A 23,524-nucleotide genomic window follows, 5' to 3' on the forward strand; every position below is an offset into this window, starting at 1 on the left:
TTATACAAAAATAACTAGACATCCCATTTTTGCGAAACATTTTGATACGCGCGCCTCATTTCCGCTCTTCGCTGCCGTCCGCCTGACTCTATGCCGCCAACTGTTTACGTCTGATGGAAATAACCCCCCTTTCAATATTCGCTCCTGCGTACACTGGCTGGTCGTTTTCACACGTGAAAGTTGTTGATGCCTAGACTTGTTGACATTAAGCGCATGAGCCATGCAGCATTCCTGGCGAACTGCATTCGCAGGTAGCATTTAGCAGATTAGATATGCCTGTGGGCTGCGAGGTGCGCGGTTGATATCGCGCAGACATCAGTCACTTTCAGGCATGAAAGTTCGACTCGGTAACTATAGGAACAGAATTTTCCCATTAGGGCGCTCTCACACGTGAAAGTCCTCATCTCACGGCGGTAACTTGTCTCTCAAATGGCGATGATATATTCCGCCTTCATGTGTGAGTTCCGTTGCTAGGTTCTCGCACATTCTTGTTTGAGTGCCGATCTGCATTTTCATCGTTAGGCGACCGAAGTGAAACGGAATACAGAATTGGATATCGACTCTCGACCTGGGCTAAGAGAAGCACTTTCACGCATGAAAGTGCTTCTCTTAGCCCAGGGGGAAATTTGCTGTGCCGACTAGCGTTGGTGAACTGTTTTCACACATGAAAATGGCCTGGATAGAACACAGATTGAGGGGGCCTGTAATATTTTGACGTGAAGGTTCGTGATCGATCAGGAAAACAGTCTTGTTTGTGTAGGTAAGTTGAATTAATCTCTCGAGATTTTGGAGGATGAGTTTCGGAGCAAAGCTGGGGCTAGACCTTTTTCAATAACGAACGCACTTTCATGCGCGAGCGTGTGCATCTCACCCCGAAAGGGGATTTGTCATGTCCACTGGCAGCACCAGGGTACTTTCATGCGTGAAAGCACCCCTTCGTAAGCCGGTCTAGATATGTTTTCGCCAACAAAACGCAGAGGGTAGCCCGCTGTGCGGGCGGACTCGCTTGCCGCTTTCATGCATGAAAGCCTCGCCAAGCGCATGAGATGTTGCTGCCGGGCAACGCAGATGTAAAAATTCTCTGGATTTTTTGCTGAAAAGTGCCTATTAAGGACGATGTCAGGTTAAAGTTCTTCCGTGGAAAAATCGCGAAATATTTATATATTTCCTTGGAAAGCATATGCCAGCTAAGATTGTTACCGTGTTCAATCAGAAGGGTGGTTGCGGCAAGACCATGGTCTCTATGCAGCTAGCCGGAAGCTTCGCACTCCGAGGCTATCGCACAATGGTGGTCGATATGGACAAGCAGGGCACCAGTACAATCTGGGCGGGCCAGGCATCGGCCGAAAGGCCTTTCCCTGCAACGGTTATTAGCCTGGCGCCCCTGCGTGAGAAGCTAATTGGAGAGCTTGCAAAGCACGCAGAGCTTCATGACATCATCTTGATTGACTGCCCCCCTGCCATTGAATCGTCGATCCCGTGGGCGGCATTGAACATCTCTGACCTGGCATTGATTCCGGTGATTCCGTTGATGGATAACGTTTGGGCGAGTCGGGAAGCCAAAGAGCTGGCAAGACGGGCTCGCGAAGAGAATTCGGAACTTCAGACCTACTGCGTTCCGTCGATGGGGCGTCGAGGAAACGTATTTAAGGCATGCACTGAAATCTTGCAGGAGGACAGCGATATCCCCCTCCTTGCTACCGGACTGCAACAGAGGAATGCCTACGGTGAATCCCAAATGTTTGGACTGTCCGTCCACGGTGTTGCGGGGGCATCTGCCGCCGTGAAGGAAGTGGAGGAATTGGCAACCGTAGTACTCGGTAGGCTAGGAATCGAATCAAAGCAAAAAAACAGGAAAGGGAAGGGCGGTGAAGTCAAGCAGCGGGAGGTCGCATAATGGGTAAGAGCAAGCTGGATCTGATGCGTGAGCAAGCCAACAAGGCGGTTGCAGCTGCACCGCCGGCAGATCGTTTCGCGCGTGCTCAGGCCCTTGTCGAGCGCCAGCCTAATGGGTTCGCAGAGAAGAAACCCGATGTTTCCGTCTCCAGACAATTTGTTTCGGCGGAAGTGTTGAAGCCGGATTTCAAGCATGAAGTCGCAGAGGAGGCATCCGCAAAATCGGTGACATTGGTATCCAGTGCCTCAGCAGCAGGGCCATACTACGAAGAAACTGATATCGGCCAGATTGACGACAATCCATTTAACGCTCGCCGGCTCTACCGTCCCGAGCGCGTTCATGAACTTGCCGAGAGCATGCGAGCGGATGGCCAGTTGGTCCCAGGCATCGCAACAATTCGGGACGGCCGCCGTGTACTGGCTGGTGGGCACTATCGCTTAAAGGCGCTAAAGGTTGCGGGTCTGCCTACCATGCGATTGTTGGTACACCCGAATCTGACTGACCAGCAGCTTTATCAACTGTCATACAAGGAAAATGCCGAGCGGGAAGGCCAATCTCCGCTGGACAACGCACTGGCCTGGAGGTCCTTGATTGACGACTGTGTCTACCCAAACGAGTCGGCCATTGCCGAGGTCACGGGGATGTCGTTGTCTAATATCAACAAGACTCTGGCGATCCTCAAGTTATCGGAGCCAGTGCTTGAGATCGTGCGTGAAAAGCCGGAGGCATTTGCGCTCACCACACTGTATCAGCTGACTCTGCTGGAGAAGGTTGCCGGTAACACCGTCACAAGTGCGATGGCGACAAAGATTGGCCAGGAACAGGCTTATTGCAGGGACGTGGAGGAAGCTCGCACCCGTTACGAATCTAAGCCGCCCCGCAAGCAAAAGGAGACCTCCCGTCAGCATCGTCTCCTTGACCGGGAGGGCAAACCACTTGGAGTGCTGAAAGATTGGGATTCCGGGAAGGTATCATTTGAAATCACGCTGCTCGATCCAGTGCAACGCCGCGCGCTTGTCGATGAGTTGAAGGAGCGATTCGCCTCATCCCAGGAAGAGAAATAGATCATTGGCACGGCGGGTGTCGTGCTTTCGCCGCTTTCATGCGTGAAAGTACTGTCGCGTTAGACATCTGCTACTTGTCGCATGAAAACTGCGCAAAGGTGAACGGATTTGGGGGGGGGGAGCTGTCGCCGCCATGCAGCTACCTAAAATGATCGGACATGCCATCCATAGTAGAGCTAGCGGACGCCCCAGATTGGAAGTGAAGCTTCCCCCAAATATGTTCACCTATAGTCAGGGTAGGAAGGTCGCTGATACGATCCGTAGCTGAGTTGGCACACGGCGCCAGATTGCACATGAGTTTTCCCCAAATCTGTTCACCTATAATTCGGCATGCCCGACGCCCTAACGTTTGATTCCTAGGGCTGATTGAGCGAAGGTGAAAATGTTTGGGGCACCTGGGCATGAGCTACCCCCCTGACATCCTCCCTGCACTCAGCCATCGGCTGCCGCGCGTTGCGCGGAAAGGGCGAGGATTCGTACGGCGCTCAAGTACGGCATCGAGCCGTCCTCTGAGTCACTTCGGCGGGTTCCTGCAGTTGGCGGCATGATCGCACCGCCCACTTCACAGGCTATCTGGGCCTGTCCCGCCCTTAAAACATTGATCGAGCCTACCACATCGGTGTGTTCCTCGAAACCGCACACGACGCACTCAAACGTGGCTAGGTTGGGCCGGTTCTCCGCCGCCACGCGTCCGCAGCACGGGCAAGTCCTGTTCGTGCTCTGCTGTAGTACGGCGACGAGCCAGCCACCGTTCCAGGTCAGCTTGTAGTCCAGCTGGAGCCGGAACTCGTACCAACGGTCCAGGATTGCCTTGTTCAAGCCAGACTAGGCCCGAATGCTCTTGCTTGGAGCATCCGCCGTGCCTGTTGCAGATTTGGACATATTCTTCACCTTCAGGTCCTCGATACACACCATTGCATGGCTATTGCTGATCGTGGTCGTGGCTTCAGGCAGATAGTCGCGGCAGGCATGGCCGATGCGGGCGTGGATGCGCTGAACGCGCGCCTAGGCCTTAGGCAGCGCTGGCTCAGCAATAGACGACCCAATCCAGTCTGTTGGTCCGACATTGCCTGCACTGTGCCATCTCTCGGTAAGTGCATGATTTTCAACAAAAAACAACGAGAAGGAATCCATCCGACCGAAATTGTTGACCAAATTGCAATGCCGATAATTCATTTTGCTCAAACAGGAACGAAGTTGACTCCCTCGTTCTGCCGAGGCGAGTTTCGCTTGCATCGCCGTAAAGGTTAGCTCCTTCGTCTCCACAGGCAGGCACGACGGAACCCATGGCGTAGTCTCCCAAATTGATTAGGGCGCTGACCTGGCGATATAGGAGGCGCCAAACGCCGGATACGTCCACGCAGCGACGTAGTAAGGTGGCGGCATATCAATTCTGTGACCGTACACCGGGCCCGTCTTGTTGCTGGCGAACCACCGATCGGCGCTCGCCGCGCAGCCATGCGCACAGATTGGGACCAGTTTGATGACATCAAGCCCTTCCGTCTTCGCGCGTCGCCTCTGGCGTTCCACGGGAATGCTCGAGGGATCGACCACGTAGCACTCGATGCCGCGAGTCCGCAGCGCGCGGTAGATCCAGAACGTGTCCTTGCCGGCTTCGCAGCTCACGACGATCCGCGCATCCATCGGCAACGACCACATCCGCCTGTGCCGTTCGACAAGATCCAGCACTGCTTGCAGGCGCAGCGTAGCATCCGCTTGCGTCACCGTGTGGAATCCCGCACTGTTACCCTGGCCATCCTGCAGTGCAACCATCCACTTCGCCGTAGCCAGCTCCAGTGACACCGCCAGTACATGCATCGCCATCGGGAGAAATGCATGTACACCGTATGCTATCGCCAAACTCCGCCGGCAAGTCGCGCCACGGGGATCCTGTAGGGGCGATCCACAGCACGGCTTCGAGAAACCAGCGACTGTCGGCTGCCGTACGAGCGAGGTCGCCTTCCTCGCCAAGCGAGATGGGTTCGACTCTGCTTCATACCGCGTTGCTCAACAACGTTCGGATCATTCTGCCTCGCTCGCGCAAAAGGCAAGACGCAAACACATTTCAGCAAATGTAAACAGACCATAGGCTGATCAGGTGCCGCGATTACCCAATCCGGAAGTCTGACACTACTGAGCCACTGATCGAGTTCTTACGTGCGTACGTCGATCCTCCGTATTTGGTCTTGGGGCGACTGTACTGGTCCGATGATGTCAAGCGTCTTGTATCCACGACAATGGGGCCATACGGAAAACTCGCGCGCTGGATTCGGACTAACTAGAGCTGCTTTCGGGAGGTTCATTCGATTTTGGACCGTAGGTTGCCGAGCTGGTCCAAGCGGCAGGGGTACTTCCACCCACACATTTCCCCCCGATGTAACGTCTCCCGTGCCATCTTCCGCAAATCGTCGGGAGTAACCTAAATGCCGGAGCTTGGGAGAAGGGGATCCTCCAATGGTGCGGAGCCTGCCGGTTTGCTGAGCAGTAAGAAGAAATGCCCATTGAAGCTACCGTCCAACTGGATATCGAAGCCGGATCGCAGTGCCAGCGTCCGCCAGGAACCGCGTGTCGCCAGCGCGAACGATAATACGTTGGCGATCGCGAACATGCTCCAGCCTCGTACCCACACGACCAGCAGGAATCGGCCACCAGGCTTCAGTACCCGCCACATCTCGCGCATGGCGGCTGTCTTTGCGTCGCCGAGGTGGTCGATCGCGTGCGCGCTGACGGTGGCGTCGAAGCTTGCGTCACTGAACGGCAGATCGGTGAGATCGCCTTGCTGTACGTGGACACGGTCCTCTATGCGAGCCAGGTTCAGGTTGCGCATGAGCAGAGCGCGGCCACCCTCTTCGATGTAATCAGAGTCGAATCGGTCAAGGGCCACAATACTTGCTCCGCACACCCCTCGTGCGACGGCGATACTGGTCCGGCCGGCGCCGCAGCCACCGTCGAGCACGAGGCCTCGGCCGCCGGGCAGCAGATCAACCAGCGGAAGCGGGGCATGATCTGGCCGCGCGGCTGACGTGGCGGCCAAGTGGCCTGCAAAAGCGTTAGCGGATAGGAACGTCAGAACAATCGAGCACGGCCACCACCCAGGCATCGCAATCTGTAGCGCAACCGCGGCAGCAAGGAAAACGATGGCCGCTAGCAGCGGCCCCAGCGTCCACGCCGGCGCCCAACCGAAGTCGACGATGTGCGGTCGCTGGCGAAGACGTCGACCGACAGCGGCATAGAGCGAGCCCAGCAGAACAACGCCGCCGATCAGGTGAAAGGCGGCGAACCAAAACAGTGATTGTGAGACCGCCTTGAGGGATGGCACATAGACCATCAGAGCCAGACCGGCGGCGAGGCCGGCGATGCCGACGAGCCACATATGGCTATGTGGTTTGTTTGTTGCGGAATGAGATTGCACGATTGGCTCCAAGTTCGGTGAATCAATGTCCTATACTGGACACGTGTTCATGATCTCGTTCGCGATTGTTTGGGAGAAGAACTGCTGGCTGCCGGCTGCGCATTTCCGGACATCAGGACTCGTATTGTCCAGTAAGTGAGAGTATGACAAGACCAAAAACCGTCGACCGACGTACGCAACGTACGCGACGCGCGTTGCGGGACGCGCTGCTGTCGCTGCTAGTGGAGAAGGGGTGGGATGAACTCAGCGTGCAAGACATCTGTGCGCGTGCCGACATCGGGCGGTCAACGTTCTACCTGCATTTCCCAAGCAAGGAAGAGTTGTTGATCGGCAGCCTGGATGACCTGCGCAATGTGCTGAAGAGCACATGTGCAAGCACCGATACGAAAGCCAAGGTCGTGCAGCCACTCGCTTTCGTGCGCGGGTTGCTAGCTCATATCTACGAGCAGCGACGCCTTTGCCGGTCCGTCTTCGGACGGCGCAGCGCGCACGCTGTACAGGTACGCTTCCGGGGAATGGTGGCGAAGCTCATTGCCGAGAACCTTGCCGTGGTTGCCCCCGCTGGGTGGAAGCGGGACGCGGCCACGAGCTATCTCGCCGGTGCGCTCGTCGACCTGCTTTCGTGGTGGATCGACAGTCGGCCGATGCACTCGATCGACGAGGTCGAGCGGTTCTACTTGAGCCTTGCCGAGTCAGCCGTCCATGAACTGACGGGCCGATCCGTAAGTCGTGGGTCCGCGGGGCCTGCTCGGGAAGTCGGCAAATCAGCAGGCGCATTTGATGCTCTGTCGTGATTCCGCCTGCGTCAATGACGCCTTCCACCATCATCGACGAACGGCAGCGGCAAGGAACAGGGTTGCGGCATCGCTGCAAACGTAGCCTAGCCTTCGCGGTTGGCGCATCGGCCGCCGTCACGACCAAGATGGGCCGCAAGGCCAGCCAGATCTCCCTGCGCGGATTGCCGGTCTTCGATTGCGAGCGGCAATCGCAGTTCCGGCTCAAATCGAGGCAGCGCGACGACGAACGCCACTATCTGAGTTGCCTGAATTTCAGGCGGTGATCCGGGCATCGAAGGCGGCCGGCATGCTGTGTGTGCCTGGAGTTGTCACGCCCACGGAGGCCTTCGCCGCCCTTGACGCCGGCACCGATGCGCTGGACTTCTCTGCGGAAATGATTGCGCCTTCGATTGTCAAGGCGGTCCGCGCCGTGCTGCCGGCCGCAGCACGCTTGTTGTCAGTGGGAGGAATCACGCCGGACCATATGGCTCCCTACATCCGAAGCGGCCTCAGCGACTTCGGCCTCGGCTCGGCGCTGTACGCGCCGCAGATGCCGGCGTACGAAGTCGGAGCGCGAGCGCGACAGTTCGTCGCCGCCTGGCGTGCACTCGCTGCTAGAGCGCCTTAGGCACTTCGCAATATGGGACTTGCATGTACGAACATGAGCATGGCGAAGACGATGAGATGCAGGCCAGCCCGGGTTTCTGGCAAAGGTTCATAGTCGCGTGCGAGTCTTCGAATCCGACTGGTCCAGCCAAAACTGTTCTCCACAACCCAACGCCTTGGCAGAGGAACGAATCCATTTTTGGCTTCCAATAGCTTGATGACTTCCAACTCCATGCCTTCATCCTGCGCTGCTTTCGCTGGCCCCTCGCCCGTGTAGCCCTGGTCTGCAAACGCCAGTCTCACAGTACGGCCCGTCCCCTGATGTACTTGCTAGGCCAGTTCCTTGGCCTAGGCTCGCTCCTGTTCATTATCCGGCGTCACATGTACCGCAAGCAGATGGCCCAGCATGTCGACCGCCATATGGACTTTGCTTTCGCGCTTGCGCTTGTAGCCGTCATACCCTGCTCGCACTCCGCTTTCGCAGGTCGATTGCAGGGTGCGTCCATCGAGAATCACCGCATTGGGCTGGCCTTGCCGTGCAGTATCGAACGCAGATCGCCGACCATCGCCTCGAAGCAGCCCGCCTGCAACTAACGCTGCGTCTGTTGATACACGACCTCCCACGGCAGAAACAACGTGCAGTGAACGCAGATGTTGCTTCGTCACACGGAAACCCGGTGATTGAGATGGTCTATAACGCGCGAAAGCAGCAAGCGTTGTCCGAAACGAGTCCGATGCGGCAGTTCTCCCCGGCGGCGTATCAGCGGCGACGTGGTGTGGAGGATGACGTGGAAATTGGAGAGGTCCTCGGCACCAGGCGGCGAAACCCCGTCGAGGAGACGTGCGCTATAACCGTGAGTGGGGAATGCGTGCATAGGTGCCAAGGTGACGGATTGGGTTGTAGTACTGTCGATGGGCGTCAGCAAAGCGCGCCCGGAGGGAAGGGTTCGGACCGGTGAGTACTCCGTCCAACAAGGTGAGGCAGGGATGAAATGACAAAGGCATCCGGCAATCAGCAGGAACTGAGAAGGCGGATATATCGCAAGGCGAAGTCTGAGCCGATCGCTTCTGGGGGCTCTTCGTGCATATTGCGAAGAGTGAAACCATCGACGAGGCCTACCGTCTCGCCAACAGGAACGGCGGTGCATCGGAAATCGATGATCTGAGCTTTGCAGACAACAAGGCATCGGGACACGCTGTCTTTTACGTTGCGCAGCGCGTCGATGTCGCCTTCGTCCAATCGCGCCTTCCACGTGTACATTGTCTGCCGCGCCACGCCCACCACAGCATACGTGAGCGGCTTGTACGCTAACAGCGTCCGTCCAGCGCTAACCAGCTTTCGGGTCGCTTCGTCCGTCTTCCCAGACATGCAGTCGGCTCCCGATCAACGCCTTGATCATATAACTCGGCAGACTTGAATCAGATGTCATGATCTATGCAAGTCTCAAGAGGCTGGCGTACCCGGCGAACTACTGCGACGTGGGCTGAGCGGTCGTTCAATAGCCGAGTTGCCGAAGATCGGCGTAGACTCGCGTTGCACGGATTATCCGTAATGGAGGTGCCACCTTGGCTGTTGCGCGACAGCGTCAATCCGTGGTGCATCCGGATTTATGCAGCACCATTCGTATGTATAGTGGCCTGTGACTATCGATGTTATTGCCTCGTTGCGGCGGTGCCCATTTAATGGAGTAATACTCGCTATGAGTCGGTCGAAAAAACCTAGAAAACCATATCGCGCCGGTCGCACGATTGCTGGCGCCCCAATGCGTACGCGTCCATGGCGGCTGTCTGCTGCCTTTGCGCCGCTGGAATCGTTGCTGGATCGCATTGAGCGTGACGGGGCACCTGAGTTGTCAGAGAACGGGGTGCCTGTCTACACGGCGTCCGGGAATGGCAAGGCCTACAGCATGGTGGGGGTTATTCAGGGCACAGCAGAAATGTTTGATATTGCCCGTCTACGTGATCCCGCTTGCCCTGGAACCGAGTCGTTGCATCGACTTGCTGAGGCGCTGGAACATCGCGGACTACTGAAATCGATCGATATCGTTAGCTGCCGCCAGTGTCTAGAGGCATTGCGGGCCTACGCGGCAAGCCTGCCACATCTGGAGATGAGCGATATTGTCAGGACGGCACAGATCAAATTTACACTGGATGCGCTATCTGAGTTGTCGAATGAGGAGGGAACCTGAGTTAGGGTATTGTGAATGGCTTCTTTCGCCAAGGACTCGATGACGCTCACCTAAGTGAGCCGGCAGGCAGGTGGGCTCTTCTCGCGTTGGTCGCCTATGAAATTGTGCGAAGCCGGACTAAAGCATTGCATGCGGGAACGGTAGCGATGTCAAAATTACGCATTTTATATACAGAGGGCGTTGAATTCTGTTTCTTGCAGGGTTTCCATTCCGAGGTCTTGATAGTATTGACGCCGAGTTAAGGCGTTGCTGCAAGTGAGGGTGTAGCTACCTGTAACTCGCGCTTTTTTTGACCCCTCGCTTGCGAGGGGCCGTCTTCGTTGGGCTCTGGCATCGCGGGCTGGATCCGTCCGCCATATTGCGTTATGTCCGCATGGGGACCACTGCGATCCCACTAGCCTTGGCCAACCCCACTATCGATCGGATCAGCGACGACATCATTCGCTGGGCCGTTCACTTGTGACGCGCCGCCGCGTATCGCATCATTTCCCATTCGCACACCGTCCTTTTTCGCATCATCAAAATAGACCAAAGCGACAGATATCCTGACATGGAGGGACCTCTAGCCTAGAAGGACGCTGCCGAGCGCGTCTGCGCAGGCTTTCAGCGGCGGTAGAAATTGTGTTTGCATGTCGTCGAGCGACGCACGTGACGCATGCGTGCTGACATTGATCGCAGCCACGACACAGCCCCGGCCATCGCGGACGGGCACGGCAATCGAACGAAGGCCGGCCTCCAACTCCTGATCCAACAGGGCGTAGCCCGCGTTGCGCACTTTGTCGATTTGCGTGCGCAGTTCCGGTACCGAGGTGATGGTTCGTTCTGTCCGGGCAACAAGTCGCACACGCGCAAAGTACTCCTCGAGCGCATCACGGGGTAATTGCGAGAGCAGTACCTGGCCCATCGAAGTGCAGTAGGCGGGAAGCCGCGTTCCGACCAACAGGCTGATCGACATGATCCGCGTTTCTGCCGAGCGGCAGAGATACACAATTTCGTCGCCGTCGAGGCTCGCTGCGGAACACGATTCGTGCAATACCTCACTTACCTTGTCGAGATAGGGCTGAGCGACAACTGCCAGCGGAGTGGAAGAGAGGTATGCATGCCCCAGCGTTAAAACCTGAGGCCGGAGGGAGAACCGCTTGCTGTCCTCGCCAACATAACCCAGCACCTTCAACGTGTATAGGCAGCGCCGTACGGCCGCCCGTGACAGGCCCGTCGTCTGGCTGACCTGGGAAATGGTGAGATTGCGCCGGTGTTCTGAGAATGCGCGGATTACTTGCAGTCCGCGGGCCAACGAGGCCATGAAGTTTGGGTCGCCCGCATGGTCTTCGGCGAACCCGGATGAGTGCTTGGCAATTTGAATCTGCTCTCTGCCCTCGTTGCTCTGGGCCGATTCGGTCATGTTGACTTCCATGAAATGGATGAGTTGGCTGGCGGATTGTTCGATGACCGCACGGAAATTCGATTATCGCCATTGTTTGGTGATACATCAAGTCTTATACTTTGTTCTGTGATCGCACATGCGTTCGAATATCGAACACATCAAAAAGAATATGGGGACGAAACATGGTTCTGAAGCGAGTAGGGCCTCCCGGACGACGTGAGACAGGTGTGCAGGCAGGCGAAGCTCCAATGCCCGGTAGCTTCCTTCAAGCGAGGCAATCCACGGAATTGATCAAGGATGTCGGTAGTGAAGCGGCACCCGGCCACAGCATCGATGGAGATCTGGGCGGCGAAAGGTCCATGGTCATCCAATCGTTCCTAAATACAGCCCACAGGCACCTTCTCGGAGCCGCAGCGGCAGGTCGCAAGTTCGAGCGCCTATGGAAGACGGTCGACGTGGGGTGCATTCGCCTCATCGCCGTGCGCGAAGGCGGCCCTCATCCGCCCTCGGTTCGCTATCCTGAATTGGCGATAAGTAAGGAAGCACAAGAGTTCAGAGCATTCGACCATGCAGATTCCGCCATTTGAACTGCGGTTTGAGGGGTGCGATGATTGGCAGGCGGGACTAGAGCGCCACATCCTGTCGTATCACTGCAGCGTTGTGGATGCCAAGTGGTTTCGATGCCAAGCCATCGTTGCCCACCTGTATGGGAACACAGTTGCAGAAATGCGCGTCGATGCGGCTCGCCTCGAGCGTCGTGCTATCGACATTGATGGTGCTGACAGAACGCTCGTGAAAGTAATGTGGCAACTGACGGGCCGCAGCCGCATACACCAGGGCCGCAACAATGCGACGCTCGACGCAGGAACCTGGGCCATCTGTGATCCCGGGCGCGAGTACTCGCTCGACTTTGACAAGGGCGCGCGATTCTTGCTGATGCTCTTGCCCCATGCGCAGTGTTCCGGGTGGCTGTCCGCCTTAGGTACCTTGTCTGCACAGGCGCTGCCTGCTTGCGGCCCTGCGCACATCGCCAAAACGGTTCTTTCGGCCATGTTGCGGGACGTTGCCCATCTCGATGGCGAGAGCGAACGCACGCTACACGAATCCGTGATCGCGCTTGTCCATCGTGCAGTCAGTTTCGAGATGTGCTCGCGAGGGATGCTGGCGCAATCCGAACGCTCGATGCTGCTCACGCAAGTTAAAGCTTATATGCTGGAGCACCTTGCGGACCACACGCTCACTGTCGAGAGGGTGGCAACAGTTTTTGCGATGTCTCGACGCAGTCTGTACAACCTTTTCGAACTTGGCGATGTCTCGCCACACGTTTTCATTCGAAATGCGAGACTTGACCGCGCATGCTCGTTGCTGACCGATCCCACGTGGTGCCACGCCCAAATGGCGCACATCGCACTCCAGTGTGGTTTCCCAGATCCTGCCCACTTCAGTCGCGCGTTCCACGCACGCCATGGCGTGGCTCCAAGCGCGTGGCGCGAACTCAGCCTGCGCGCATGGCGTGAGAAATGCACTTGACTGGACCTCGCGCCAATACTGCATGGGCCGCCAAGCGATCTGCAAAAATTAGCAAGTGCATGCCTAAGCATGGCTTGACAACGCTCGGAGCTCGCCGCGGGCGTGATTGTTGGCTTCGGAGTGACCGGCTACAAGTTGGCGCTGCATGGGGTGCTTGATCGGCATGTCTGAAGGCATCCAGGCGATTGCCACTGCAGTCGCCGAATGTACATGCAGAGCGGCGCGTTGCTCCGCGCGCCGAGAGGGGTGAGCGTATATCTCAATTGGCGCGCTACAGCCAGTACGCCCGTCGAATACAAGAGGTGGATCCCTATCTGACATGCTCGGCTGGAGCCGAGACTTGGTAGCCGATTGTTCAGTCCATCATCGCAGCGGTGAATAGCCCATCTATCAAAATGCCTGATTGATGAGGACTATCCCTAGGTTTGCATAGAGCGGCAAACGGGTTGCACAAATTGGCAAGTGATCGCGCATTCTTGCTTGTTACCTTGTCACCAGAAGACGAAGGAAGAGACGGTGGAGAGATGATGAGCGGTGCAAGCGTTAGTGATCACCTTGGCGAACCCATCATTGTTGTCATCGGTGATCGTATGTCCGGGAGTAATCCGGGTGAACGCGGCCTTGAACTCGATGCAGTCGACCCGATCAACGATGTCCGCGTTGCCATGGACATGGACCGCGAGCCGATTGACGTTGGCAGGTACCAGCTCTCACAGGCGCTCGCGACCAGCGCGAGTGGTGGCGTGTCGATTGGTGTCTTGATGCAGGGCCTGCAGCGTTACGATGGGCAAGCCGACCTTCCTGCGCTAGCCATCTGCATGCACGATCTGAGCGTTTGCCCCGCGCAACGGGTGCGTCATCGGTACGTCCGACCTGCACTGTTCATCCATGGCTGACTCTGCCTACGTGCGATCTGAATCGCATGCGAACGCGCGCTTGTTCGCCAGTGCGCGACTGGAGTGCGTTGCTGGTGCTGGCCATTGGATAGATGCGGATCAGCCTGACACGCTCCTCCGGACGCTCCAGTGCTGGATTGCAAGGCCAGCTTAGCACGCGCTGCGTTGGCGCGGTGCCTGGTAAGGCATTGAACTGACTTCAACCCGAAGAAGAGAGACAATAGCATGTCCGATTCCCTGCGCAACGAAGCGCTCGAATACCACCGGAACCCGACAGCGGGCAAGATTTCGGTCACGCCCACCAAGGCTATGGCCACCCAGCGCGACCTCGCGCTCGCATATTCGCCGGGAGTCGCGGAGGCTTGCACGGCAATCGTGGCCGACCCGCAGGAGGTCGGAAATCTCACGGCACGCAGCAATCTTGTGGCGGTGATCACAAACGGCACGGCGGTACTCGGTCTAGGGAACATCGGGCCGCTCGCGAGCAAGCCAGTAATGGAAGGCAAAGCTTGCCTTTTCAAGAAATTTGCGGGTGTCGACGTCTTCGACATTGAACTCGCGGAGACCGACCCCGACGCGCTGATCGACACCATCGTGCGTATGGAGCCGACCTTCGGGGGCATCAACCTCGAAGATATCAAGGCGCCGGAGTGCTTCTACATCGAAAAGAAGCTGCGCGAGCGCATGAAGATCCCCGTCTTCCATGATGACCAGCACGGTACCGCGATCGTGGCTGCGGCTGCCATATTGAATGCGCTGCGGCATGTCGGCAAGGACATCGCAAAGGTCAAACTGGTGGCATCCGGCGCCGGGGCGGCGGCGCTGGCTTGTCTGGATCTCATCGTCAGCCTGGGATTGCAACGAGAGAACATCTTCATCACCGATGGGAAGGGGGTGGTCTACGTCGGACGCACCGTCGGCATGGATCCAAGCAAAGAGCGCTACGCGCGCGAGACAAATGCCCGTACCCTAGCGGACGTCATGCCCGGAGCTGATGTTTTTCTTGGGCTTTCGGCCGGAGGCGTCCTGAAGGCTGAGATGGTGAAGGGCATGGCCCCCAATCCGATCATTCTAGCGATGGCGAACCCTGATCCCGAGATTCGGCCGGAGGATGCGTTGGAGGTGAGGCCGGATGCAATCATTGGCACGGGACGATCGGACTATCCAAACCAGGTGAACAATGTCCTCTGTTTTCCGTTCATCTTCCGTGGGGCACTGGACGTGGGCGCGACCACGATCAACGAAGCCATGAAACTGGCGGCTGTGCAAGCAATTGCCGAACTAGCGCACGCTGAGATTCCAGAGGTGGTGGCGCAGGCATACGGTGCGCAATCGCTGCGATTCGGACCGCACTATCTGATTCCCAAGCCATTCGACCCCCGGCTGATCGAAGTGGTCGCCCCCGCAGTCGCAAGAGCGGCGATGTACAGCGGGGTGGCGACACGGCCGATTGCCGATTTCAATGCATATCGAGAGCGTCTCAGTCAGTTCGTCTACCAGTCTGGCAGCGCGATGCAACCGGTGCTGGCTGCCGCAAAGCAGCTGCAACGCACCGTGATCTATGCGGAAGGGGAAGACGAACGCGTACTGCGCGCAGCGCAGATCGTGGTCGATGAAGGAATTGCACGCCCAATGCTGGTCGGTAGGCCCGAGGTCATCATGCAGCGGATCGAGCAGTACGGCCTGCGTCTGAAGCCGGGTGAAGACTGCGCGTTGGTCAACATGGCTGATCCGGGTATCTACTCGCCGGCCGCGGATGAGTACTATCGGCTGAACCGTCGCGATGGCATTACGAAAGCCCTCGCGCGTGCAGAGATGCGTAGCCGATGCACCTTGTTGGCAGCGATGCTGGTGCGCCAAGGCGTTGCGGAAGCCATGCTCTGCGGGACATTCGGTCGTTACACCGACCACCTCACCTATGTGCGCGACGTGATTGGCTTGCGGGAAGGCGCTGAGACTCTCGCGGCGATGCAGATGCTGATGTTGCCAGGCCGCCAGCTCTTCATCTGCGACACACATGTCAACGTTGATCCTTCGGCCAAGCAGATTGCCGAAATCGCATTGCTTGCCGCCCAGGAGGTTCGTCGCTTCGGCATCACACCAAGCGTGGCGCTGTTGTCGCATTCGAATTTCGGTAGTTCGGATTCCCATGGTGCGGTAAAGATGCGCGAGGCGCTCAGCATTGTGAGGTCGCTTGCACCGGATCTCGCAATCGATGGCGAGATGCGCGGGGACGCCGCCCTATCGAGAGAAATCTTGTGCCGCGAATTTCCCGACTCTGGGCTGATCGAGGAGGCGAATGTGCTCGTGATGCCCAATATCGAGGCAGCCAATATCTCGTACAACCTGCTTCGTATTGCAGCTGGGGGTGGCATCACGGTCGGCGGCATCTTGCTGGGCGCGGCGCACTCGGTCCATATCCTGACGCCGTCGTCCACCGTGCGCCGCATTGTCAACATGACCGCACTCGCGGTCGTCGACGCCGCGCGCTGAGTTGGAGTCATATCGCGATGAACTCTTCTGCCAACGCTGCTGCGGTTCGTAGCGCCTGCCTGCAGGTGATCGTGGTGGCAGGCGCGGCGGGCTGGAACTAGCTACTGCACTCGGCAGCTCGGAAGGTGGGAGCGCGTGACTGTCACACCGATCGACGAGACCTTCTCCCATACGCCATGGTCGCGCTGGAGATGCGGGCTCGTAGTATCACGCGGCGCACTGCGCCGCACGTGATGCTGCATTGAAACCATTTAACACCGAAGGAGAGACGACATGGAAGAGGTAGTGATCGTGGCCGCTGGCCGCACGGCCGTGGGCAAGTTCGGCGGAAGTCTTGCCAAGGTGCCGGCTGCCGATTTGGGCGCGCATGTGATCAAGGGCCTTCTGGCGCGAACGGGCATCGCGTCTGACCTCGTCGACGAAGTCATCCTGGGTCAGGTGCTGACTGCAGGGTGCGGGCAGAACCCGGCGCGGCAGGCGACGCTGCGAGGCGGTTTGCCCCACGACGTCCCCGCATTGACGATCGGCAAGGTTTGCGGCAGCGGCCTCAAGGCCATGCACCTCGCGGCGCAGGCCATCAAGTGTGGCGATGCCAAGATCGTCATCGCTGGCGGGCAGGAGAACATGAGCGCGTCGGCCCACGTGCTTCCAGGGTCGCGCGACGGCTTCCGTATGGGCGATGCCAAGCTGATCGACACCATGATCGTCGACGGCCTGTGGGACGTCTACAACCAGTACCACATGGGTACGACGGCCGAGAACGTGGCCAGGAAGTTCGACATTTCGCGCGCGCAACAGGACGAGTTTGCCGTCGCGTCGCAACAGAAGGCCGAGGCAGCGCAGAAGGCCGGGCGCTTCAAAGACGAGATCCTTCCTTTTGAGATTGTGACGAAGAAGGGTACCACTGTCTTCGACACCGACGAATTCCCGAAGCATGGCACCACGCTGGAGTCCATCGCCGGATTGCGGCCCGCGTTTGCCAAAGACGGTACTGTCACCGCGGCCAATGCGTCGGGCCTGAACGATGGCGCGGCGGCGGTGATCATGATGTCGGCCGCCAAGGCACGCGAACTCGGCCTGCCGGTGCTGGCACGCATCAAATCCTACGCGTCGGCGGGGCTGGATCCCGCCACCATGGGCATGGGCCCGGTGCCGGCCTCGCAGTTGTGCCTTAAGAAGGCCGGGTGGCGCGCGCAGGATCTCGATCTGATGGAGATCAACGAGGCCTTCGCGGCACAGGCCTGTGCTGTCAACAAGGAAATGGGCTGGGACACGTCGAAGATCAACGTCAATGGCGGGGCAATCGCCATCGGTCACCCGATCGGCGCCTCTGGCGCCCGCATCCTCGTCACCTTGATCCACGAAATGATCCGCCGCGACGCCAAGCGAGGCCTGGCCTCACTGTGCATTGGCGGTGGCATGGGCGTTGCGCTGGCGATCGAGCGCTGATTCACTTTTTTCGCAACACACACAGGGAGACCTCACATGACACAAGAATCGAAACAACAGCGCGTGGTGTTGGTGACCGGCGGCATGGGCGGCTTGGGCGAGACGATCTCCACCAAGATGGCTGATGCCGGTTACCGCGTGGTGGTGACCTACTCCCCCGGTAACGCCAAGCACGGCGAATGGGTAGCGGGTATGAAGGCACGCGGCTATGACATGGTGGCCGTTCCTTGCGACGTGGCCAGCTTCAGCTCCTGCGCCCAGGCTGTTGCCGAGGTGCAGCAAGAGGTGGGCGCAGTCGACGTGCTGGTCAATAACGCCGGCATCACGCGCGATATGACCTTCAAGAAGATGGACCCGATCAACTGGGATGCCGTCCTGCGCACCAACCTCGATAGCCTGTTCAATATGAGCAAGCAGGTCGTGGATGGGATGGTCGAGCGTGGATGGGGCCGCGTGATCAACGTATCGTCGGTCAACGGCTCCAAGGGGGCCTTCGGCCAGACCAACTACTCGGCAGCCAAGGCCGGCGTACACGGTTTCACCAAGGCGCTGGCGCTCGAAGTGGCGAGAAAGGGCGTGACGGTCAACACGATCTCGCCGGGCTATATCGGGACGAAGATGGTGACGGCCATCCCCGAGGAGATCCTGAACACCAAGATCCTGCCGCAGATCCCGATTGGCCGGCTGGGTAAGCCCGAGGAGGTGGCGGGCCTGATCATCTACCTCGCCTCCGAGGAAGCGGCGTTCGTGACGGGTGCCAACATCGCGATCAACGGCGGCCAGCACATGCAATAGGACGCGTGGCTACCGTTCGTACCGAATTCACCAGGAGACTCGAATGATCAAATCCGGAATCGATCAGGATGCACTGATCGAGATGTTCTCGCAAGCGACCGTCAAACAGGGCGAGGCCTTGCGCAAGGCGGTGAGCGAGGCCATGCTGAAAGCGCTGCACGGCCGCGAGCTGTCGTTGAAGAACATTCGAAGCGTACTCCAGAGTGTGACCGAGGCTGCGTCCATCGGCGCTGCCAAGAACGGCGCGCAGTCGGTCGACGTGGAGGCCATGCTGGCCAAGGCATTGACGGGCATGGACACGGCGTTGCTGCACGCCGTGGAGGCGAACCGCAAGGCGCTGCAGCAGTTTATCGACCATGGCGCTGGCTTGCGGGACAAGCAGCTCAAGGTTGCGATGAACACCATCGAGAAATTCGAAGATACGCTGTTCGCCAGTGTGGGCAAGACCATTGAAAGTGCGGATAGCCCGGTCAAGGGTGCTTGGGAGCATGCGCTTGGGGCGATGAAGCTCAAGGGCAGTGAAACGGGTGCGCAGGCCACCCATGCGGTTGAGCTCCTGATGGCGCAGACAAAAGCCGCGCTACGCGAGGGGCGGGCGACCAGCGTGCGCGCGACGCAAGTCCTGCTGGACAGCTACGCCGCGGTGGTCAGCGGCGTGTTGATCGGCATGTCGGAAGGTCTCCAGGCGCCGCTGGTGTCCGCTGCACCGAAAAGTGGTTCGCGTCGCCAAGACGCGTAGCAGCTCGACATCACCGCGCCCAAAGAAAAATATACGAAGGAGACCCTCATGACGCGAGTCGCCGAACCTGACAGCGAATTCCCGATGCGCGATACCACGTCGCATCCGCTGGCTTATGTGCCATCCGACAAGACGAGCGTGTCGCGCAGCCCGGAGCATGCTGACCGAAAGAAAGGGGGTAGCCCGACATGATCAACAAGATTCTGCCATGCGCCGAAGCCGCGCTTTGCGATGTGCCCGACGGCGCGACCGTGATGATCGGCGGCTTCGGCACTGCCGGATTGCCGAACGAATTGATCGACGCTCTGATTGCGCAAGGCGCTAGGGATTTGACGATCGTCAACAACAACGCGGGGAATGGCGAGTCGGGCCTGGCCGCGCTGCTGGCGGCCGGGCGAGTTCGGAAAATCATCTGCTCGTTCCCGCGCCAGGCCGATAGTCATCACTTCGATGCGCTGTACCGTGCCGGTCGGATCGAACTCGAGCTCGTGCCGCAAGGCAATCTGGCTGAGCGCATCCGGGCTGCTGGAGCCGGGATCGGTGGCTTCTTCACGCCCACAGGCTACGGCACCGAGCTGGCCAAGGGCAAGGAGACGCGCGAGATCGATGGACAGATGTATGTCCTTGAGGCCCCCATTCACGCGGACTACGCGCTGATCAAGGCTGAGCGCGGCGATCGCTGGGGCAATCTGACCTACAGGATGACGGCGCGCAACTTCGGCCCAGTGATGGCTATGGCCGCCAAGGTCACAGTGGCCAGCGTACACGAGGTGGTTGAACTGGGTAGCCTCGATCCCGAAGCGGTGGTCACGCCGGGCATCTTCGTGCAGCGCGTGGTGAAGGTCGAGCGAGTGGCCACCGCCGGCGGCGGCTTCAGGCAATTGGCATGAGGTGCGGCCTATGAACAGTGTCAAGCTTTCCCGCCGTTACTGGTTGTGCACCGTGGCCGGTCTCGCCGCAGTGTTCGCGCTGCCGCTTGCAGCCCACGCAAAAACCTATCCGATCAAGCCCATCAAGATCATCGTGCCGTTCGCGCCGGGCGGTGGCAACGATGTGTTTGCCCGCCAGTTGGCGACGCAGCTCGGCTTGCAGCTGGGTGTGCAGGTGATCGTCGACAACCGGGCCGGCGCGGGTGGCACCGTGGGGACCGACGCCGCCGCGAAGTCGGCTGCTGACGGCTACACGCTGCTGCTCGGCCATACCGGTACGCTCGCGATCAATCCGGTGCTTTACCCCAAGCTTCCTTATGACGCACGCAGCAGTTTCGTTCCGGTTGCACCGGTGGCCAGCGCGGCGCTGGTGCTGGTGGTGCCGGCCGCGAGCCCGATTCGGTCATTCTCCGACCTGCTGGCAGGCGCCAAGGCGAGTCCCGGGAAGCTGACCTTTGCCTCCAGTGGCAATGGTACCGGCGGCCACCTCGCTGGCGAATTGCTGGAAGAGCTTGCCAACGTTCGCTTGCTGCACGTGCCTTACAAGGGCACTGCGCCAGCGTTGACCGACTTGCTTGGCGGTCAAGTGGACCTGATGTTCAGTGTGATTCCGTCGGCGCTTCCGCATATCGATGGCGGCAAGTTGCGTGCGATCGCTATCACGAGTGTCAATCGCAGCGTGCGCCTGCCCAACGTGCCCACCGTGGCCGAAGGCGGGATCAAGGGCTACGAAAGCTCGCTGGCCTATGGCCTGATGGCGCCTAAGGGCACGCCCGACTCCGTGCTCAAGGTATTGACGGCCGCCGTGGCAAAGGCATCGGAAACCGCGGCTCTACGCGATGCTCTCAAGGCTGAAGGTGCCGAACGGCTGTCAGGCAGCGCTGCCGACTTCGCTGCGCTGATGCAGGCTGAATCGGCGAAGTGGGGCCAGGTCATCAACAAGGCTGGCATCAAGCCCGAGTAAACGCAACTTACAGGAGACACGATATGGCGAGCAAATGGACCCGCGAACAGATGGCGCGGCGTGTGGCGCAGGACATCCCGGACGGCGCCGTCGTCAACCTCGGAATTGGCTTGCCGACCGCAGTGGCCAACCACCTTCCCGACGGACGCGAAGTGGTGCTGCACAGCGAGAACGGTGTTATCGGCATGGGCTCCGCGCCTGCGGCAGGCGATGAAGACTACGACCTGATCAACGCCGGCAAGCAGCCTGTGACGCTACTGCCCGGCGGCAGCTTCTTCCACCACGCCGACAGCTTCGCGATGATGCGCGGCGGCCACCTCGACGTGTGCGTGCTGGGCGCCTTCCAGGTCTCGGCGCGTGGCGATCTCGCCAACTGGCACACCGGCGCTCCCGATGCGATTCCGGCCGTCGGCGGCGCGATGGACTTGGCGATTGGCGCCAAGCGAACATACGTGATGATGGAGCACACCACGAAGAAGGGCGACAGCAAGATCGTCCCAGAGTGCACCTATCCGTTGACCGGCATCGGTTGCGTCAGCCGCATCTACACCGACCTCGCGGTGCTCGACATCACATCACAGGGCGTGACGGTGGTCGAGATGGCCGAAGGCCTGTCGTTCGATGAATTGCAGCAGGTCACCGGCGTTCCGCTGCGCAACTGAGGTCCGGAGGAGGAATGCACATGACACAAGACGCCTATATCTGCGATGCCATTCGCACACCGTTTGGCCGTTACGCCGGTGCGCTGTCGTCGGTACGCGCCGACGATCTGGGTGCGGTGCCCCTGAAGGCCTTGATGGCGCGCAACGCGCAGGTCGACTGGCAGGCCGTGTCGGACGTGATCTACGGATGCGCGAACCAGGCCGGGGAGGACAACCGCAACGTCGCGCGAATGTCCAGCTTGCTGGCGGGATTGCCCATTGAGGTGCCGGGATCGACGATCAATCGCCTGTGCGGATCGGGCATGGACGCAGTCGGGACGGCAGCGCGGGCGATCAAGAGCGGCGAAGCCCAACTGATGATCGCCGGCGGTGTCGAGAGTATGAGTCGCGCGCCCTTCGTGCTGCCCAAGGCGGAGAGCGCCTTCAGCCGCTTGAGTTCGGTGCAAGACACGACCATCGGCTGGCGTTTCGTCAACAAGCTGATGAAAGACGAGTACGGCGCGGATTCGATGCCGGAGACCGCCGAAAACGTGGCGACTGAATTCAAAATCGATCGGGATTCACAAGATCGCATGGCGCTGGCGTCGCAACAGAAGGCGATCGCTGCGCAACGCAATGGCTACTTCGATGCGGAAATTACACCGGTGACCATCGCGCAGAAGAAGGGCGACCCGGTCGTTGTCGCGGTGGACGAGCATCCGCGTGAGACCAGCCTGGAAATGCTGGCACGGCTCAAGGGCGTCGTCCGTCCCGACGGCACTGTGACGGCTGGCAATGCGTCCGGGGTCAACGATGGCGCCTGTGCGTTGTTGCTGGCGAGCGAGCAGGCCGTCGGTGCCCAAGGCTTGACGCCACGGGCGCGCTTCGTCGCAATGGCGACAGCCGGAGTGGCGCCGAGGATAATGGGGTTCGGACCGGCGCCAGCGACGCGCAAGGTTCTCGCCCTCGCGGGCCTGAGCCTGGCGCAGATGGATGTGATCGAACTGAACGAGGCGTTTGCCGCGCAAGGGCTTGCGGTGCTGCGTGATCTGGGCATAGCCGACGATGATTCGCGCGTGAATCCCAATGGGGGAGCCATCGCGCTTGGTCATCCGTTGGGGGCCAGCGGCGCACGCTTGATCACGACAGCGATCAATCAGCTGCATCGAACGAAGGGACGCTATGCACTGTGCACGATGTGCATCGGTGTTGGGCAGGGCATTGCCGTCATCGTCGAGCGGGTCTGACCGTTTTGCCCGCATATCCCGATCGACTGACTGTGACCAAGTCCACTCCATACGTCTCATCCGCGAGCCGATTAATAGGAGCCGCGCAGCGATTGGCTGATGTGCCCGTCACGCCCGACTGCAACGGGGTCAGCCCATAAGCGGGATAGGGGCATCACTTTAGTAGTTGCGGGATATCCAATAAGGAATTTCCATGCTCTATCAACTCTACGAAGCGCAGCGCTCGCTGGCGGAGCCGGTGACCGACCTCGCTCGAGTCGTCTCCAAGCTCTATGCTCAAGGTGCTGTCTTCGGACAGTTGCCTTTGGCACAGCGCTTGGCGGCGGGATACGATCTTCTCTATCGCCTGGGCAAGGGCTACGAAAAGCCCGAGTTCGGCATCAAGTCCGTGACGGTGGCCAACGCCAATGTGGTGATCCAGGAAGCCATCGAGATCGAGAAGCCGTTCTGCCAGTTGCGTCGCTTTAAGCGCTTCACCGACGACCCGGACACCCTGCGCATGCTCAAGGACCA

The 23,524-nt window shown here is 59.2% G+C and carries 22 protein-coding genes and 5 pseudogenes; 20 read left to right on the top strand and 7 right to left on the bottom strand.

Annotation, left to right across the window (positions count from 1 at the left end):
- Nucleotides 1–1,180 precede the first annotated feature (1,180 nt).
- Nucleotides 1,181–1,897, top strand: coding sequence for a ParA family protein (locus P3W85_RS44050; protein ID WP_276269450.1), 717 nt, complete (start codon nucleotides 1,181–1,183; stop codon nucleotides 1,895–1,897).
- Nucleotides 1,897–2,961, top strand: a complete 1,065-nt coding sequence (locus tag P3W85_RS44055) for a ParB/RepB/Spo0J family partition protein (RefSeq protein WP_276269451.1) — start codon at nucleotides 1,897–1,899, stop codon at nucleotides 2,959–2,961. The genes P3W85_RS44050 and P3W85_RS44055 overlap by 1 nt, the downstream gene beginning before the upstream one ends.
- A gap of 432 nt (nucleotides 2,962–3,393) precedes the next feature.
- Here P3W85_RS44055 and P3W85_RS44060 read toward each other — a convergent pair whose 3' ends face one another.
- The gene (locus P3W85_RS44060) at nucleotides 3,394–3,780 is read right to left on the bottom strand and encodes a transposase (RefSeq protein ID WP_276269452.1); all 387 of its coding nucleotides are present in this window, start codon (nucleotides 3,778–3,780) and stop codon (nucleotides 3,394–3,396) included.
- A gap of 99 nt (nucleotides 3,781–3,879) precedes the next feature.
- Between P3W85_RS44060 and P3W85_RS44065 the strand changes: the two genes are divergently transcribed.
- Complete coding sequence (locus P3W85_RS44065; RefSeq protein ID WP_276269453.1) at nucleotides 3,880–4,212, top strand: hypothetical protein; 333 nt, start codon at nucleotides 3,880–3,882, stop codon at nucleotides 4,210–4,212.
- Between the two features lie 190 nt (nucleotides 4,213–4,402).
- Here the strand turns inward: P3W85_RS44065 and P3W85_RS45740 are convergent.
- The 3 genes and pseudogenes from P3W85_RS45740 to P3W85_RS44080 all read right to left on the bottom strand — a co-directional run.
- Nucleotides 4,403–4,785 (bottom strand): annotated as a pseudogene (locus P3W85_RS45740) (IS110 family transposase); the annotation flags it as partial.
- Nucleotides 4,779–4,939 (bottom strand): annotated as a pseudogene (locus P3W85_RS44075) (transposase); the annotation flags it as partial. The pseudogenes P3W85_RS45740 and P3W85_RS44075, both read right to left, overlap by 7 nt.
- Before the next feature lie 441 nt (nucleotides 4,940–5,380).
- Entirely contained in the window at nucleotides 5,381–6,373 is a 993-nt protein-coding gene (locus P3W85_RS44080) for a class I SAM-dependent methyltransferase (RefSeq protein ID WP_276269454.1), read from the bottom strand.
- 194 nt (nucleotides 6,374–6,567) lie between these two features.
- Here P3W85_RS44080 and P3W85_RS44085 point away from each other — a divergent pair, with 194 nt between their 5' ends.
- Genes P3W85_RS44085 through P3W85_RS44095 form a run of 3 tightly spaced genes read left to right on the top strand, consistent with a single transcriptional unit; the run spans nucleotide 6,568 to nucleotide 7,777 of the window.
- A complete protein-coding gene (locus P3W85_RS44085; protein ID WP_276269455.1) occupies nucleotides 6,568–7,167 on the top strand; it encodes a TetR/AcrR family transcriptional regulator in 600 nt (199 codons plus the stop codon).
- Between the two features lie 14 nt (nucleotides 7,168–7,181).
- Entirely contained in the window at nucleotides 7,182–7,433 is a 252-nt protein-coding gene (locus tag P3W85_RS44090; RefSeq protein WP_276269456.1) for a hypothetical protein, read from the top strand.
- Nucleotides 7,412–7,777, top strand: a complete 366-nt coding sequence (locus P3W85_RS44095) for a hypothetical protein (protein WP_276269457.1) — start codon at nucleotides 7,412–7,414, stop codon at nucleotides 7,775–7,777. Before P3W85_RS44090 ends, P3W85_RS44095 begins: the two co-directional genes overlap by 22 nt.
- Here the strand turns inward: P3W85_RS44095 and P3W85_RS44100 are convergent.
- A pseudogene (locus tag P3W85_RS44100) lies at nucleotides 7,774–8,387 on the bottom strand (transposase); the annotation flags it as partial. The gene P3W85_RS44095 and the pseudogene P3W85_RS44100 sit on opposite strands and share 4 nt — an antisense overlap.
- A 578-nt stretch (nucleotides 8,388–8,965) precedes the next feature.
- Nucleotides 8,966–9,124, bottom strand: a pseudogene (locus P3W85_RS44105) (IS630-like element ISCARN39 family transposase); the annotation flags it as partial.
- A gap of 394 nt (nucleotides 9,125–9,518) precedes the next feature.
- On the opposite strand from P3W85_RS44105, the gene P3W85_RS44110 reads away from it, so the two are divergent.
- Nucleotides 9,519–9,944 carry a hypothetical protein gene (locus P3W85_RS44110; protein WP_276269458.1) on the top strand — a complete coding sequence of 142 codons (426 nt, stop codon included), beginning with the start codon at nucleotides 9,519–9,521 and terminating at the stop codon, nucleotides 9,942–9,944.
- A 562-nt stretch (nucleotides 9,945–10,506) separates the two neighbouring features.
- Here the strand turns inward: P3W85_RS44110 and P3W85_RS44115 are convergent.
- Nucleotides 10,507–11,346, bottom strand: a complete 840-nt coding sequence (locus tag P3W85_RS44115; RefSeq protein WP_276269459.1) for an IclR family transcriptional regulator domain-containing protein — start codon at nucleotides 11,344–11,346, stop codon at nucleotides 10,507–10,509.
- A gap of 269 nt (nucleotides 11,347–11,615) precedes the next feature.
- On the opposite strand from P3W85_RS44115, the gene P3W85_RS44120 reads away from it, so the two are divergent.
- From P3W85_RS44120 to P3W85_RS44180, 13 genes and pseudogenes are all read left to right on the top strand, one after another.
- Complete coding sequence (locus P3W85_RS44120) at nucleotides 11,616–11,915, top strand: hypothetical protein (RefSeq protein ID WP_276269460.1); 300 nt, start codon at nucleotides 11,616–11,618, stop codon at nucleotides 11,913–11,915.
- Nucleotides 11,896–12,858: a helix-turn-helix domain-containing protein gene (locus tag P3W85_RS44125; protein WP_276269461.1), complete on the top strand. Its 963-nt coding sequence runs from the start codon at nucleotides 11,896–11,898 to the stop codon at nucleotides 12,856–12,858. The genes P3W85_RS44120 and P3W85_RS44125 overlap by 20 nt, the downstream gene beginning before the upstream one ends.
- A 527-nt stretch (nucleotides 12,859–13,385) precedes the next feature.
- Nucleotides 13,386–13,754 carry a hypothetical protein gene (locus tag P3W85_RS44130; protein WP_276269462.1) on the top strand — a complete coding sequence of 123 codons (369 nt, stop codon included), beginning with the start codon at nucleotides 13,386–13,388 and terminating at the stop codon, nucleotides 13,752–13,754.
- 225 nt (nucleotides 13,755–13,979) lie between these two features.
- Nucleotides 13,980–16,247, top strand: a complete 2,268-nt coding sequence (locus tag P3W85_RS44135) for an NADP-dependent malic enzyme (RefSeq protein WP_276269463.1) — start codon at nucleotides 13,980–13,982, stop codon at nucleotides 16,245–16,247.
- A 273-nt stretch (nucleotides 16,248–16,520) separates the two neighbouring features.
- Complete coding sequence (locus P3W85_RS44140) at nucleotides 16,521–17,696, top strand: acetyl-CoA C-acetyltransferase (protein WP_276269464.1); 1,176 nt, start codon at nucleotides 16,521–16,523, stop codon at nucleotides 17,694–17,696.
- A 36-nt stretch (nucleotides 17,697–17,732) separates the two neighbouring features.
- On the top strand, nucleotides 17,733–18,491 hold the full coding sequence (phbB, locus tag P3W85_RS44145) for an acetoacetyl-CoA reductase (RefSeq protein WP_276269465.1): 759 nt from the start codon (nucleotides 17,733–17,735) through the stop codon (nucleotides 18,489–18,491).
- Nucleotides 18,492–18,534: 43 nt separating this feature from the next.
- Nucleotides 18,535–19,230: a DUF6781 family protein gene (locus P3W85_RS44150; protein ID WP_276269466.1), complete on the top strand. Its 696-nt coding sequence runs from the start codon at nucleotides 18,535–18,537 to the stop codon at nucleotides 19,228–19,230.
- A gap of 48 nt (nucleotides 19,231–19,278) precedes the next feature.
- Nucleotides 19,279–19,422 carry a hypothetical protein gene (locus P3W85_RS44155; RefSeq protein ID WP_276269467.1) on the top strand — a complete coding sequence of 48 codons (144 nt, stop codon included), beginning with the start codon at nucleotides 19,279–19,281 and terminating at the stop codon, nucleotides 19,420–19,422.
- Nucleotides 19,419–20,120, top strand: a complete 702-nt coding sequence (locus P3W85_RS44160) for a 3-oxoacid CoA-transferase subunit A (protein WP_276269468.1) — start codon at nucleotides 19,419–19,421, stop codon at nucleotides 20,118–20,120. The genes P3W85_RS44155 and P3W85_RS44160 overlap by 4 nt, the downstream gene beginning before the upstream one ends.
- 10 nt (nucleotides 20,121–20,130) lie before the next feature.
- Nucleotides 20,131–21,123, top strand: a complete 993-nt coding sequence (locus P3W85_RS44165; protein ID WP_276269469.1) for a Bug family tripartite tricarboxylate transporter substrate binding protein — start codon at nucleotides 20,131–20,133, stop codon at nucleotides 21,121–21,123.
- Nucleotides 21,124–21,146: 23 nt separating this feature from the next.
- On the top strand, nucleotides 21,147–21,785 hold the full coding sequence (locus P3W85_RS44170; protein WP_276269470.1) for a 3-oxoacid CoA-transferase subunit B: 639 nt from the start codon (nucleotides 21,147–21,149) through the stop codon (nucleotides 21,783–21,785).
- A 20-nt stretch (nucleotides 21,786–21,805) separates the two neighbouring features.
- Nucleotides 21,806–23,011, top strand: a complete 1,206-nt coding sequence (pcaF, locus tag P3W85_RS44175) for a 3-oxoadipyl-CoA thiolase (RefSeq protein ID WP_276269471.1) — start codon at nucleotides 21,806–21,808, stop codon at nucleotides 23,009–23,011.
- 193 nt (nucleotides 23,012–23,204) lie between these two features.
- Nucleotides 23,205–23,524: pseudogene (locus P3W85_RS44180) on the top strand (polyhydroxyalkanoate depolymerase); the annotation flags it as partial.

The sequence above is a fragment of the Cupriavidus basilensis genome (genome assembly GCF_029335485.1).
GTDB classification, from domain to species: Bacteria; Pseudomonadota; Gammaproteobacteria; order Burkholderiales; family Burkholderiaceae; genus Cupriavidus; species Cupriavidus basilensis_E.

Bases quoted from the DNA above. Each gene is read 5' to 3' on its own strand.
- P3W85_RS44050 (WP_276269450.1), top strand. From the start codon at position 1,181: ATGCCAGCTAAGATTGTTACCGTGTTCAATCAGAAGGGTGGTTGCGGC.
- P3W85_RS44055 (WP_276269451.1), top strand. From the start codon at position 1,897: ATGGGTAAGAGCAAGCTGGATCTGATGCGTGAGCAAGCCAACAAGGCG.
- P3W85_RS44065 (WP_276269453.1), top strand. From the start codon at position 3,880: ATGGCTATTGCTGATCGTGGTCGTGGCTTCAGGCAGATAGTCGCGGCA.
- P3W85_RS44090 (WP_276269456.1), top strand. From the start codon at position 7,182: ATGACGCCTTCCACCATCATCGACGAACGGCAGCGGCAAGGAACAGGG.
- P3W85_RS44110 (WP_276269458.1), top strand. From the start codon at position 9,519: ATGCGTACGCGTCCATGGCGGCTGTCTGCTGCCTTTGCGCCGCTGGAA.
- P3W85_RS44115 (WP_276269459.1), bottom strand. From the start codon at position 11,346: ATGACCGAATCGGCCCAGAGCAACGAGGGCAGAGAGCAGATTCAAATT.
- P3W85_RS44125 (WP_276269461.1), top strand. From the start codon at position 11,896: ATGCAGATTCCGCCATTTGAACTGCGGTTTGAGGGGTGCGATGATTGG.
- P3W85_RS44130 (WP_276269462.1), top strand. From the start codon at position 13,386: ATGAGCGGTGCAAGCGTTAGTGATCACCTTGGCGAACCCATCATTGTT.
- P3W85_RS44135 (WP_276269463.1), top strand. From the start codon at position 13,980: ATGTCCGATTCCCTGCGCAACGAAGCGCTCGAATACCACCGGAACCCG.
- P3W85_RS44140 (WP_276269464.1), top strand. From the start codon at position 16,521: ATGGAAGAGGTAGTGATCGTGGCCGCTGGCCGCACGGCCGTGGGCAAG.
- phbB (WP_276269465.1), top strand. From the start codon at position 17,733: ATGACACAAGAATCGAAACAACAGCGCGTGGTGTTGGTGACCGGCGGC.
- P3W85_RS44150 (WP_276269466.1), top strand. From the start codon at position 18,535: ATGATCAAATCCGGAATCGATCAGGATGCACTGATCGAGATGTTCTCG.
- P3W85_RS44155 (WP_276269467.1), top strand. From the start codon at position 19,279: ATGACGCGAGTCGCCGAACCTGACAGCGAATTCCCGATGCGCGATACC.
- P3W85_RS44160 (WP_276269468.1), top strand. From the start codon at position 19,419: ATGATCAACAAGATTCTGCCATGCGCCGAAGCCGCGCTTTGCGATGTG.
- P3W85_RS44165 (WP_276269469.1), top strand. From the start codon at position 20,131: ATGAACAGTGTCAAGCTTTCCCGCCGTTACTGGTTGTGCACCGTGGCC.
- P3W85_RS44170 (WP_276269470.1), top strand. From the start codon at position 21,147: ATGGCGAGCAAATGGACCCGCGAACAGATGGCGCGGCGTGTGGCGCAG.
- pcaF (WP_276269471.1), top strand. From the start codon at position 21,806: ATGACACAAGACGCCTATATCTGCGATGCCATTCGCACACCGTTTGGC.